Consider the following 13828-nt stretch of genomic DNA (forward strand, 5'->3'; position numbering starts at 1 on the left):
ATGTCTGGAACAGTAACAATAACAGGTATAAGTGGAAGTGTTAACTTCCAACATTTGAAAGTAAATATCGCTCCATTCAAGCAGTACATATTGGTTTCTGGACTATTTTATCCTGATGACCATAACAATTATCAGCTTTCAGGCTCTTTTGATAAATATGTTCAAAGCTATGTGAAGAAAATCATTCAGAGCCAAAAAGGAAATGATTTTATTATTTATGATGTAAATATTTTAGCGGGAACTATTACTAAAACTGAATACTTTGCAAACTCATCGCCTAAGAAAAGCACACTAACATTTGATAAAGTAATCAATAGTGACTATGTGAGAGCTAATAATAGTATTCGATTTGAGAACAATAGTAAAAAGATAATTTCAAAAACTGATGTTTATAAATTGATTGAAGATATAGGAACAAATAACCCTAATACATTACAGGAAGTTCATGTCTTTTCTCATGCGTATTGGAATGGTCCAATTTTAGTAAATACAGATAGTGGTGCAGGAGATTGTGATATGAGAAAAGCTGACTTTACTTCAGGGACGATTAATGCTACAAATTTTAAAAATGCATTTACAAGTTCTGGGTTTATGAAAATTTGGGGATGCAGCTTTCCTGTTGCAACAAATGCTCTTTTTTCAAAGTTTAGGAATAACAAACAGTATAGTACTACTAAAACAATACCTGATTCTACTATTTTTAGTTTTGTGCCAAATACATTTTATTATCATCCTAGTGGTTCGTTACCTGTTGATTTAACTCCTCAAATCAATGGTATATTAGGGACAACCTATAAAGTAAATGACTCAATAAAGCTGACATTTTTAGAAATAAAGAAAATACTAGCATATAACTATCTTAGTGTGTATGCAGGAGTAATTGCAAAAAAAATTGGTATTAAAGTTATATCTGCATTACCAGCAACTTATGCCAATATAGACCCAACATTTCATATTGCGCCAAGTACAATGGCAAATGTAACATTCTATAAAAAGCATTTGGATATTACAATTGAAGATGGAAATTACGGTGTCTATGATGAGTCAACGGTTCAAGGTTTAGAAGCAATCTAATAGTTAAGAAAATGAAAAAAATAATCTTAGTTTTTGTTATATTATTAAACATTTTAATAAATGGGCAAATAAAACATATTTATACTGGAAAAGTAGATAGTATAGTTATAAGGAATTATTCCTACTATGATAAGGAAACATCTACAGTCAATGATACTAATGAAAGTAACTCTATTCAACTACTGAACAGTAAAAAATTGACAGGAAAACAAATAGTTTTACTTAATACACTTTTAAAATCAAAAAAAAGCTATTTACCTGAGAGAGCTTTGTTGTCACATTTTAATAAAAAAATTGAATACTTTCTTAATGGTGCTAAAATACAAGATATTACAATTTCAACAATGACTAAGAATATTACAATCTATAATAGAGAAAAATTGATTTATAAAGCTAAAATGTCAACTTCTCTGGAAAAAGGAATTTTAAATATTGAGAAATAATGTCCCAGCATATCACAGATACCACCCAGCTAAAATGTGATAAAGGAACTTCACCAACTCCGCTCACAGTAACTAGTCAATCCTTTATGAGTATTGATGGAAAGCTACAGGCTACAGAAGAGGACAAACAGTCTAACATTAACATTAAACCTTTTGGAATGTGCAGTGTTTTAAGGTCTTCCTGTACACCTTCACCTATTAAGTGGGATAATACCTCTAATTTTGAAATTGACGGTAAAAAAGAGTTATTAGATAGCTCTACTTGTAAGTGTTCTGTAGGCGGTAAAATATCAGTTCTAAAGTCAGCTCAAAACTTTGTGGAAGAATGATTTACGAATATTTAATTCTCCCATTTTACAATAAAGACATGAAAATGATGAGCTTATGGGAAAGGATGAATCAGTGGAATTTATTGCACTTTTAGAACTAAATGTAACAAGAGCATAAAACAGGCTTATTTTGAGCCTGTTTTTATCTAGTAAGGCTGTGTTCATTGTAATGTAAAACACACTAAAAAACTGCCTTAAAAGCCGTTGTAAGCATACCATTCTGGATGTAACTTTAATCGTTTTTCATAATCAATTTGAAAATCATGTTTCTTCCATTTTTCCTCTTCTATCTTAGGTGTTAATCCTGTGTATTCATAGACGTATTGAGGCATTAAAGCCTTTAAAATCTCTGCGTAATTCTCTGTGGTAGAGATTGAGTCATGAATGGTAAATAATGGCATTTCTGGGTACTCATTAGCAATCTTCCTTGATACAAAATCAATCATACAGTCTGATTCAATATTTTGCAACAGCTTGGAAAAATCAGCATTAGCCTTCCTCTTAAAGATCTCTATTACAGTAACCAAATTTGGAAAAACCTTTTTAAAAGTTTTGTAATCTGAATTTCTTGTTTTTAGACTACTAAAAAATAAAGTGAAAATGACTCCTTTCATCAAAGCTCTAACATTATCCATTTTTTTCTTTTCAGTTACCTTTTTCCTAGCGATATATTTATTTGCAAAATAAGAGCCTAACCGTTTCTTAGGATTCATTATACTCTCCATATTTTCATAAATTTCACCGTTAAGAACCCATGTTTTAAAAATTTCATATTCTTTCTGGAAACCCTCTGTAGAAAGGACCTCCCAGAGTTTCTGCAACATAAAGGAATTATAAATCTTTTTAAGATATATTCTATCTATTATATTATCTATTCTACTATTACTATTTATAATAGAATCTATTAAAAATATCAAGAAAAACGGTTGCGAGTTTTTTAGATCATATCCTATAAGTTCTTGACCTTTATATGTTACAAAAGGTTTAAATATCTTCTTCAAGTTTGTTAAAACTGTGTGTAAACGAAAATCACTTTCTTCATTTCGGGTTGCATAAAAAGCTTTATGATGTAAAACTGTTATTTGATGGTTCCAATGAACTTTTTTATGTGTTAAATCATAAATCTCACCTTCATAATAAGATAAATGTTTTATATAGGTTTTAGCCCCTTCAAAATCAATTTCCAAATCATTATTAAACCACTTCAAAAGATGTTTATTCTCCTCATACACTTCAGATTCCTGAATGGATCTTGCCACTGTGATTGTACTGGATTCTAAGGCTTTTAATTCAACTATTTCAGAGACTGAATCTTCTTTTAGGGGCGACAAAATAAAATCTGCAAAGCAATATTTATTTGAAGAATGTCCAGGCTCGTAATTTTCAGCCATGAAAATAACTTCTTGTTCAATAAGCCAACTTATATACTCATTATAATCTGACTTTATACCCCTTAAAATCGTTGCATTAAGTGCAACAGGAATATTTTCAAGCGTTTTATTTTCGTAAGTATTTTGGCGCTTTATTATAGTTGTAACAATATAATAGAAAAACTCAACTTTTAGCTTGTAGGTAAAAGTCGGGCGGTAAACCTCCACAAGTGTATCTATATAATTTTTAATTACAGAAGGAATTAATGCTACATTAGCAATTGTAATCCTTTGTTTTTCGTTTCTAGTTAGCTTTCTTGCTGTTTTATTTTTAGATAATAGTTTTTTTGACATAATGCTAATTTTTAAACAATGGAAATCCCAGCATATTAAAAAAAGAAGGAATTTCCATTGCAGATTAATATTTTCTATTTTTTATTGAGAATCTTTCCAGTTTTCAGGGTCTTTACTTAGGCAAGACTCGCTAATTTCAAGTTTCTCATATTGTTCTCTACTCCATTCATTGAATAAAAAATCTCGGAGTTTCTTTTCAACTTTCTTAAATGTGACTTTAGAGTAAGGGTTAATATCTATTGTGGCATTAATGTTATTCTCCCACTCTTCTTCAATATAAATATCAGCTACTACTTTAGAATCTTTATAAACCCATATCTGCTCTTCGCTGTCAATTTCAAAATATAAGCCTACGGCTTCTTTTCTTAGTCTTTCTTCTAATTCACGCTGATATGTGATTTCAGCCAGTATTAACTCTTGTTTAAGTTTTTTGTTATCAAATGTTTTCATGTTTTTGTTGTTGTTTTTAATTTTGTTGTTTTTTTTAAAATCTTTCATGATAAAATATTTATTTGTTAAAGTTTGGACACGACAATACCACCCTAAGTTTTTACTTAGGACGTATTTTGGGCTACTCAAAATGATTTAAGAGATTATTTCAATACAGCTATCCTGAATTAATTGAAATAGTAGGTAAGATTATATTTTTCATTTTATAATATTTTTAAATTTGGTTTCTAAAATTTTAATTTTTCTTATTAAAGCAAAAACACTACCTCGTCTAACTGAGATAGTGTTTATTATACTTGATTTACACAAATCAAAAATCATGCCAAATTCTCAAAACGCAAAAACAATAACTCAACATGATAAAGTATGCTAAAAACCACCTTAAACCACTTTATAATATACTCTAGCAGAGCTATACTTTTAATCACTTGAAATTCTCGGTACATTACTAAAATTACTGCCTTCTGTAGTAGCAATGCAGTCGTGAAATCTAAAAACAGGTGAAGACTTCATAAATTTCTTTTTCAGTATCAAAATCAAACTATGTACTTAATTTTTAATTCTTTAATGAAACAAGATTTCCACATATAACTTGATATTCTGAACTTTAAGTTACCAATTACGTATAAAATCTAATAATGGTTTACCTTTTGTTGGTTGCAATGAAAATAATTTTATATGTTTTGCAGGCAAAGAGTTGATTCTTAAAACAACATTATTATCATTCAAATCTCCAATACTTTTTTCATAATAAACCTTATCTTGTTCGTTTAAAACAAACAATTTATTAATTAAAACCAAATCTTTCACTAATGCTTCAAATAATTCTCTGTGATTATTACTATAATTTATTCCTTCATAAATAAATTCTTTTTTAAAAACTTCAGAATATGTTAAGAATTCACATTTTTCGTGTACATCACTTAAATTTTCTTTAACTTTTTCTTGATATAGTTCAGTCATGATTGAGGAAACAAAAATTATATGTTCACATTTTACCAAATTATCATTGAATATTGATATCTTTTCAATATCGTCAAATAAAAAATATCTTTCTTCTTTTGGCGTTTTTGAATGTATTTTATGATTATTATATTCTTTTAAAAGCTCATTGCTATCATGAAATTTTCTATAATAATTAAAAGCTTTAATTGTTTGTTTACCTGAAAGAGCAATATCTGTTAAAAATATAATTTTATTATATGATTTTTTCTCTGAGCATAAAATATCAAAGTTCTTTTCCCAGTCTATTTTTCTATTTATAAAATCACATTTCTCCAACAACCTTTTTAGTCCATTTTCATCATTTATTGGGTTTTTAATTGATAATACAATAGAATTATTATTCTCAGAAAGTATTTGTTCAACTGTTTCTTTGATAAAATTAATTCTATCATTAGAAATAAATAGATGCTTATCTAGAACCTTAAGTATACTTGTATGGAGGTCAGAGATCCCAAAACCTTTTTCCATCATAAATACTTGTAAATCACTCCCTCCTATAGTTTGTTCATTCAGATTTGATAACCAGTTTATAATTCTACTTTCTATATCAGTTGTAATTTTATAATGTGACCTGAGTTTTTGCAATAAACTTATCCTTTCAGTAAAATTATCATATGTGTGTTTTACAGAATTATAATTTCTATTATTAGGATAAAGGGGTTTCAAAATCTCAACATTGATTGTTTGATTAGAAACTTCAACTGTATTGAAAATTTTATCGTATAAATCTTTTCTCTTTTGTATTCTATTAAAGCATTTTAAGAGCTCATTTTCTAAAGTATAAATAAAAATATCTCCATTATCAATAAAGACAAAATTTCCTCCATTGCTTCTTATCAAACCCCTTAAATCATTTATATCCCTTAAATGAAATTTTTTTGACATATGATTAAAAAAATAAATATCATCAAATTCTTTAATTCCACCTTCTATATTTAATTTATAAATAGATTCATTCGTTAAAACATCACGAGGGTTATCTATTGTAATATCTATTTTTTTTAAATCTATTAAATTTATCTTCTTATTAGTACCATCAATTTCTATCTCATTTAAGTAATCATTAGCAAAAATGTCTTCAAAATTAATATCTTTAATTTGCACTTGATTCTGAAAGATATTTACTGAGGTAATAATTGTTAAATAAAAATCTTGCAGATTAGAGTCATTAATTTTAAAGCTATCATCAATTGAGAAAAATAAGTCCATTCTATCATCTTCTTCAAAATGTTTAAAATGGATATCTAAGTAACTAATTAAAGTATTAACGTCTGTGCCTAATTTTTCACATTGCTTAAAAACAGTTTTTGACCAAGAATATTGATATTCAAAAATTGAAAAATTTTCTATATTAATATTTCCTCTAAACTCTTCGATAAAATTTAATTTATCTTCTTCTCTTGAAATTATTAAAGAACCTGACTTGGGAAAAAATCTCTTATCAAGTTCGATTATATTAAAGTTAAATATTGATTCTTCTGATGACAATTTAATATTTTCATTATTGTCAATATTTTTAATCAACTCTTTTATTGTCTCCCAATAACCTGACTTTTCAATTTTAATGACATTACCATTATAATCTATAATTTCATCCTGATCAGAATAATAAGGAATAATAGGTAATGAATTATAACTGTTAAAAGGTTTGTAAAAAACAGGATATTTTGTAGAGTGATCTTTGGAAAAAGACTTGTGGATTTCTATTAAATCACTTATTTTAATTATAAAATCTTTCAAATCTTTAACTTCCAATATTGAAGATAGCCTTTCATTGGGTATAGAATATTCTAATTCTTCTGCATTTCCATTCTCTAATTCTATTTCTATATTAAGATAACCATACTTTTTAAAGTTAATGCTAGAGTTAATGTCTTTAATGAATACTTTTTCAGCGTCTTTAAGAACAATAATTCCATTAAGACCTATATTTTTAAGTCCAATACCGTCAAACTCTGGATATAAACTTGCTCCTGGTTTTTTTATCCATTTTATGAAAAGAGATTCCTCTTTAATATTTACTAATATATCATCATTAAATCTAGAATAATGGTTTATTTCATCTTTTGAAAATAATAACATGATAACTAAATTTCTATATTGCTTCAAAAATTCATTTTTACAACTAATTTCACTAAGATCAGTCCCTGATTTATCAGATAGAATTAAAGTATACAAATTGTTAGAAAAATCCTCGTATTTAAAATTTTCTAATTTACTAATCCATAAAAATTGATGATGTTTATTTGATATATCTCCAAACTCTTGAGATTTATTCAGTAATAATCTCCAAGACTCTATGATGACTGCATTTTTAGGTGATATTTCAAAAAGAGTTAAAAAGCACAATGCTTGATAATATAGCTTTAAAGCGCTTTCATCTTTCAAAAATGATGTTTCTTGTTTTTCTTCCCATAAAGAGAAACGACTAAATGAATATGTTGCAAGTTCATTTAAGAATTCCTTCGTATAAGTATTTTCATTTATGATTCTATTAAGTTCATTTAAAAAAGAAATTGATTCTGTTTTATCTTGTAATGCTCGGTTTTGTAAGTCCCAATTTTCAATTGACAATTCAAAATCTGGAACTTTAAGTGCTGAATACATAATTTTCTCTGAAAAGTTTAGTTTGACTTGGTTATTTGTTTTTAATGCTAATGAAGTGACCAATAATTGATCTGCATCTGAAAGATCACTTCTTAAATGCACCTTCTCAATAATATCATTAATATTTTCTTTATTATATTTTATGATATCTTCGTTTAATAAAATTGTATTAAGAAAGTGAGTCAATGAAAGTCCCTGTATTTTGGCTACGTCTTGTTTTAAATTCCAAAATTCGTCACGAAAATTTGAAATAAGATTATTATAAAAAATAAAATACAAAGTACCTCTACCATCATTTGTAAATGGTAATTTTTTTGCTAAACTTTTTTTTAGAAAATCTAATCTTTTATCATCTTTAAAATTACTATAGAAAAATCGAAGATTATCTTTTAGTCCAAACTTAAAATCTTCCGTTAGGTTTTCCAATTTAAATAACGCTTCTTGAACATCACTTTCTGGTAAAACAGATTTATTTTTGTTAGCAAAGTTTATATCGTATTTAATATTGTCTTTGAATTTATTGTACTCACCCGATTCAGCATATTTTTTAACATTAGTAATTTTTGTCTTTTGAGTATTAAACTCTAAATCATTAATTACTAACCAGTCCTTAATTTTTGAAAAAAGATTATTTGCTCTTTCCTCCGATTCTACAAATATGAATATATCATCTACAAATCGGTTATAATATTCTCGTTTTTGATCCTGAATAAATCTATTTTCAATTAATCCATCTAAACCGATTAAATAAAGTTCAGCTAAGTATCTTGCATAAGCTGGTCCTTGAGGTAATCCTTTTAAATTATCTCCTGTTGTAGTCCTTGACAACTCAATTAAATAATCTAAAATATTTTTATACTTAATTATATCTTGTTCTGATAATTCTGATAATTTTTCTTTAATTGATGTAGGAGCTTCTTCGAAAAGTCTAATCTTTAATCTATTAAGATTAATTTTATCATAAAAATTTTTTATATCAAGCTTTATTAGAAAATAATCTTCATATTCAGAGTTAAAAAGAATAGTTTCAATTTTCTGTGTATATTTAGCCCAGTTTATAAACCAATTATTAAAAATGTTATTCTTGTAGAAACTACTTGAAAATTCATACCCATATGAATTACCTGAAATCTCATTGAAAAAAATTGAATTTAAAATAAATGTGAAGTAAATAGATACAAGATTATCAAGAGGATCAATATTATACAGTCTTCTTATTTTTGTTATCTCGTTTCTATCAAAACTAAAACTTTCTCTATTTTCAAAATTAAAATTCCCATTATATATGCATGAGATAAATTCATTAATATTTTCGAAGTTTATATTTTGTATAGTTTTTAATTGACTAAATAAGGGAACTTCATCATTTTTTAAAGAATACTGATATAATGATTTTTTTATTTTCTCAAAAACAAATTTATCAATATTTTCAATATGGTAATCAGGTAGTTTTTCAAACTCAATTCCTTCGATTAATTCGATAGGTGAAACAATAGAACATTCTTTACAAGCTGTACATTTTCCTAAACTTTTACAACTAATTGGCTTAAAATACTTTAATGTATTTATTTTCTTTAATGTAATCTCTTCGTTAAAATCTTTAATTTTAGAAAATATTTCAATCAATAGATCTCTTCCAAAATTATCATTATCCTTAGTTTTAAGCTGCCCTAAAAGTCCAACGAGAATACTTCTTTCTTTAGTACTTAATCCTTGTTCGTAATTATTAAGAATTTCATTTAAGTTATCACATTTTTTTAGAGAATTTATTAAAGAATCTAAATCTATTTGATTTGTTAAATGAGAAGTTATTCTCCTATTTTTAATATATGAAATTGAATTCCTATAAGTATCGGCATATTCATTAATATATTGTGAAACTAACTTATAAGAGATTGGTTTAAAATTAGATAATATTTCCAGCTGTTTTTTAAGAAAGGCTATATTAGGATTTTTCAGCCATTTATCTTGCTCAAATTCAAAAGACTCATTTTTCTCAAGAAAAAAAGATAATTTATTACTGACTTTATTCTGAGATAATGGAAGTTTAACACCGTAGCCAATACCTTTAGATCTTTTGTTTACATATGGAGTTTTAGGAAATAGATCTGCTGTGATATTTTTCTCAAATTTGTCTCTTGTATTTTTATAAATATAGTTAATAAGATTATAGCCTTCTTCTTTAGTAATATTTCGTTCAAATACAATCCAGATATGAAATCCTCTTCTTCCAGAAAATTCAACCAAATGTGGAATATTTATACTATCAAGATAATTTGATAATAGATCCGTAGTTTTTTTTACAGCTGTTAAATTTTCTCTATTAACTTCATTTGTATCAATTTCCGATTTAATAATGTCGAGGTCAATACATATCCATTTTACAAAGGCATTATCAACAATATGTAATTCTTGATATGTTAGTAAGCTCTTCTGATATTTCAGCATATCTTCAACCGTTACTGGTGAAATTTTTTGCTTAATTAACTTATAACTACCATTGTCTTGTTGTATTCCATACTTATGGGAATCAACATAAAAAATATTGAATAATTTATCCGAGATTTTTTTATAAAGATCATCAATATTCATACGCTACTTATTTCTTTTTCCAAAGATATAAAGTTCCTAATTTTTAATAATTATTTGTAAATAAATTTGATATTTATTCCAATAGAAATATTTTGAGTAGCGGTTACATTTTTCATTTGTTAGTTTTAAAAATTTTATCTGAATGATATTTAGAATATCTACTTAAAATAAATTTGGTTCTTCATATTTTCTGTAATAATAAATAAAAAACATGAATATTCATTCAATATTTTCAATGCACTTAATATTTTAAAATTTCTCAGTAAAAAACACCTATAAATAGCTCATTTTAATCTAATTCATTTATAAAATTTAAACATAATAAAGTAGGAGAACAGCTATTCTCCTACTTTACTATGAGTTCTTTATTTTATTAAGAACACTACGGTAGTATTTTTCAACTGTTTTTTTATTTTTACCCGATACCCCGATGAGTGATTTTTGAGTTATTTTTGGATACTTTTCGTAGTTCCAATTAAAAACAAAATCTACTAACTCATTGAATACTTTTATAGACCTGTCTTCTCCCAAGACCTTACCATTAATTTTTAATTTTTGAGATAAAGTTTTTATCTCCTCACCATAAATAATTCTTCTTTTTGCATTATTCATGGGCTCAATCTTACCCCTTAAATTATAGATTTTAGAAACCATTTCATCTACCTCTTCCATCTCAAGAGGGGGATTACAGTATTTGTTATTAAACACTTGAATATAATGCTTAAAAGACGTAAAACTAGCATTAGGGTTTATTGAAATAATACAGTAAGCATATGCGCTTATCCTGTTATTCCTTAATCCTTGTGGAACAATTGTATGAGGTGTATAACATTTACAATACTCTACTTTTTCTTTCCCGAAATCATAATACCCATCTTTATTAAATTCAAAATCTTTCTTTGCTAGTATGTCAGACAAGTTATTGAATCTAATTTTACCCCCATTATGGTCGTAACCTAAAAAATTAATTTTATTACTACTATAATGGGGGAGTTTTTTTACTGGATGCACAATAGTCTTATTAAATTCTAATAAATCAATTTCATCCGCATATTCATTATAGTATGCTTGTGTATCAAAACTGATGATATTCACTCGGCTACAATCATTACATGATCTATCATAAGGAATACCCAGTATATTTACTATATGCTCATAGCTTAAATTCTCTTTACAAGATTTCTTATTTTTACTAGTAATCCAAAACCCTCTCCTCCAACACTTTTCCATAATGCTGTTACATAGGTAATATCATAATCAAAACTCTCTTCTCCATCAATGTCAAAATATAAATATCCTGTTGATTCATTTGCATTTTCAGTGTTGACATAGTTATTCTTGAAAGTATAGTTAAAACAAATTGATGGCAATTCAACTTTTATAGCTTGGTATTCTTTGTTTTTATCTTTGATCTCTCGCAATTTCAAGATTTCGGGTACTTCTTTCCTTTTTTCATTTTTAAGATGCGCAACAAACTCGGCTACGGAGTTTATTTGCCCGATGACATTTCTGTTTTTTACATTTTGTATAAGTGAAAACATATTATTTCTAATTTTAGGCAATAGAAAAACCATGCAAAGGAATTCCACTGCGGATTAATATTTGTTTGATAAAATTTGTTTTTAAAAAGTCTTTAGGAAATAAGACTTTGATAAGAGATAAACAGCGCTGTTTAGAAAGTAATTTTACTTTAAAAAGTTACTCCGTATGTTTTTCAGAATTATAAATATAATTCAAAACATCACTTTTCCTGTAAATAGGACTTTTGCCAGATTTACCAATAGGTTTTAACAAACCTTTTTTGTTCCAGAGCCAAATAGTTGTTCTCTTCTTTTTAGTAAGTTCACAAACCTCAGAAATTAAAAGATGTTCATCTTTTTGTGATTCCGCAGAATCTTTGTTTTTACTTTCTAATTTTGAAAGTAATAAATCTAATTTCTCGTCTGTTTTATTTTCTAACGAAAAGGCGCTCGCTAATTGAGTGATAACCTCTAAGAATTTTTGTTGTTGCATAATATTGTTATTTTAATTATGTTACAAAAATACTCTAACCGATTATCCTCAATCAATGCCTGTACTTAAATAGGGACAAAAAAGGGACATTAAATAGTTAAATCAGATACTTGATTTTTGTTCGTGGGGGTTTTGAATCACGCATTAGGGTCTTTTGAATAGTATCTTTTTTAAAATTTTTAAAATTTTCTTCATCGTAGAATAGGAAGTTTTTAACTATCCACTCCGAGATCTGTTCTTTGCTATCAGCAATCAGATGACTATCTTCATACAGTTGTTTGAAAAAATATACAAACTTGTTAGAACTCCCTCTAAAATTAATTTCTTTGTCTACATTAGTATGCTCACCAAATATCAACTTTCTTAAAGGCTCATTAAACTCATCTTGAATATGTGGTAAAAGGGAATTAAAGACATTTTCTGGATGGAGAAATTTTATAGGCTCTTGACCTCTAACAATTTTTTTCGCAAATATACCTTCACTACTTAAAAAATCAGGATATTCAAATCTCAGATTCATCACCAATTTTGTGATATTGTCTTTGTAGTTTGCAAGTTCTTCTAATTTTGAATAATATTCACCAGCTAACTTTTCCAATTCTTTATTTACAATGCTATTATCAGATATTTGGAGTTCAACAACTTCAAGTTGAAAATCATTTTTTGCGTAAATGTATTTTATGTAATTTTCTAACATTTCAAAATTAAGAGAAAAGTAATTTTGAATTTTTTGCATAGCACCATCTTCAGATAAGTCGGGGATTCTCTTACTATAATCATCTAAAAATCTTACTGTAATCTTTTCTTTTTCACCCCTTTTTTCATTTTTCCTACCATAATACCAATAGTAGATACGGGAAACATAGGCAAAATAGTTATATGATAGAAGTTTACTGTGATAGAATAGGTTTTGAAATTTTTCAGGTAAATCTAGATTTTTAAAATATTGATAATCTAATTCTATAAACTGCTCGTAATTGTAGTAAGATTCTTTGAGTTTGTCCCAAAAAATCAATTCCATTTTATCGGGATTTTCTGTGTATAATCCCTCAAAGACGGTTTTAATATCAAATGGAAATTGCTCTTTATTGAATGAATATATGGATTCCAGAACAGAAACATCTTCATTGAGGCTTTCAGGATTTGACATTAAAATGTTTTGAAACCTATATCGAAGTTCATTAAGAAAATTGTAAAAATTGTTTATCTTTGCTTTCATAGTTTACTAAACAGAGTTAAACAAATATCGGCAAAAAAGATTTTATTTATTAATTTCTGTCTCTACTTTGTCCCTCCTACAAGTAAACAAAGTTTTAAATTATTGAAAATCAGAATAAAGGGATATTCCTGGAGAAACCACTTTAAAACCTCTAATTTACTTAGAGGTTTTTTTGTTTTTTTATCTTCAGCTATTGACCACCTGAAAAGCCAAACCCTATTCCTTTTCCGTTTTTATCATTTTTATAGAGCAATAATTTTTGCCGCTTTTAAATCAATCTGTCATTCTTCATATCGGATCCGTAAACAGGGAATAAAAAATTCGGAATTGAAATTTCAGAAAAATTCACCATGTTATTTTAATTTTAATAGT

At 26.9% G+C, this 13828-nt stretch carries 10 protein-coding genes; 3 read left to right on the forward strand and 7 right to left on the reverse strand.

Annotation, left to right across the window (positions count from 1 at the left end; translation table 11 throughout):
• From MP477_RS12690 to MP477_RS12700, 3 genes are read left to right on the forward strand one after another with little or no spacing between them, the layout of a single operon-like run.
• Entirely contained in the window at nt 1-1074 is a 1074-nt protein-coding gene (locus MP477_RS12690; protein ID WP_257190720.1) for a hypothetical protein, read from the forward strand.
• Between the two features lie 11 nt (nt 1075-1085).
• A complete protein-coding gene (locus tag MP477_RS12695; protein WP_257190721.1) occupies nt 1086-1517 on the forward strand; it encodes a hypothetical protein in 432 nt (143 codons plus the stop codon).
• Nucleotides 1517-1846 (forward strand): DUF4280 domain-containing protein, encoded by a 330-nt coding sequence (locus MP477_RS12700; protein WP_257190722.1) that lies wholly within the window; start codon nt 1517-1519, stop codon nt 1844-1846. Before MP477_RS12695 ends, MP477_RS12700 begins: the two co-directional genes overlap by 1 nt.
• A 194-nt stretch (nt 1847-2040) precedes the next feature.
• Here MP477_RS12700 and MP477_RS12705 read toward each other — a convergent pair whose 3' ends face one another.
• The 7 genes from MP477_RS12705 to MP477_RS12735 all read right to left on the reverse strand — a co-directional run bounded on the left by MP477_RS12705 (nt 2041) and on the right by MP477_RS12735 (nt 13387).
• Nucleotides 2041-3570: a hypothetical protein gene (locus tag MP477_RS12705; RefSeq protein WP_257190723.1), complete on the reverse strand. Its 1530-nt coding sequence runs from the start codon at nt 3568-3570 to the stop codon at nt 2041-2043.
• Between the two features lie 81 nt (nt 3571-3651).
• Complete coding sequence (locus tag MP477_RS12710) at nt 3652-4068, reverse strand: hypothetical protein (RefSeq protein ID WP_257190724.1); 417 nt, start codon at nt 4066-4068, stop codon at nt 3652-3654.
• A 564-nt stretch (nt 4069-4632) separates the two neighbouring features.
• Complete coding sequence (locus MP477_RS12715) at nt 4633-10224, reverse strand: reverse transcriptase domain-containing protein (protein ID WP_257190725.1); 5592 nt, start codon at nt 10222-10224, stop codon at nt 4633-4635.
• A 354-nt stretch (nt 10225-10578) separates the two neighbouring features.
• Complete coding sequence (locus MP477_RS12720; RefSeq protein ID WP_257190726.1) at nt 10579-11319, reverse strand: hypothetical protein; 741 nt, start codon at nt 11317-11319, stop codon at nt 10579-10581.
• 65 nt (nt 11320-11384) lie between these two features.
• Nucleotides 11385-11765, reverse strand: coding sequence for a hypothetical protein (locus tag MP477_RS12725; RefSeq protein WP_257190727.1), 381 nt, complete (start codon nt 11763-11765; stop codon nt 11385-11387).
• A 157-nt stretch (nt 11766-11922) separates the two neighbouring features.
• Nucleotides 11923-12237 (reverse strand): AlpA family transcriptional regulator, encoded by a 315-nt coding sequence (locus tag MP477_RS12730; RefSeq protein WP_257190728.1) that lies wholly within the window; start codon nt 12235-12237, stop codon nt 11923-11925.
• Nucleotides 12238-12334: 97 nt separating this feature from the next.
• Nucleotides 12335-13387, reverse strand: coding sequence for a hypothetical protein (locus MP477_RS12735; protein WP_257190729.1), 1053 nt, complete (start codon nt 13385-13387; stop codon nt 12335-12337).
• Between the last annotated feature and the right edge of the window lie 441 nt (nt 13388-13828).

This window comes from Chryseobacterium sp. WG23, assembly GCF_024586575.1.
Taxonomy (GTDB): Bacteria; Bacteroidota; Bacteroidia; order Flavobacteriales; family Weeksellaceae; genus Chryseobacterium.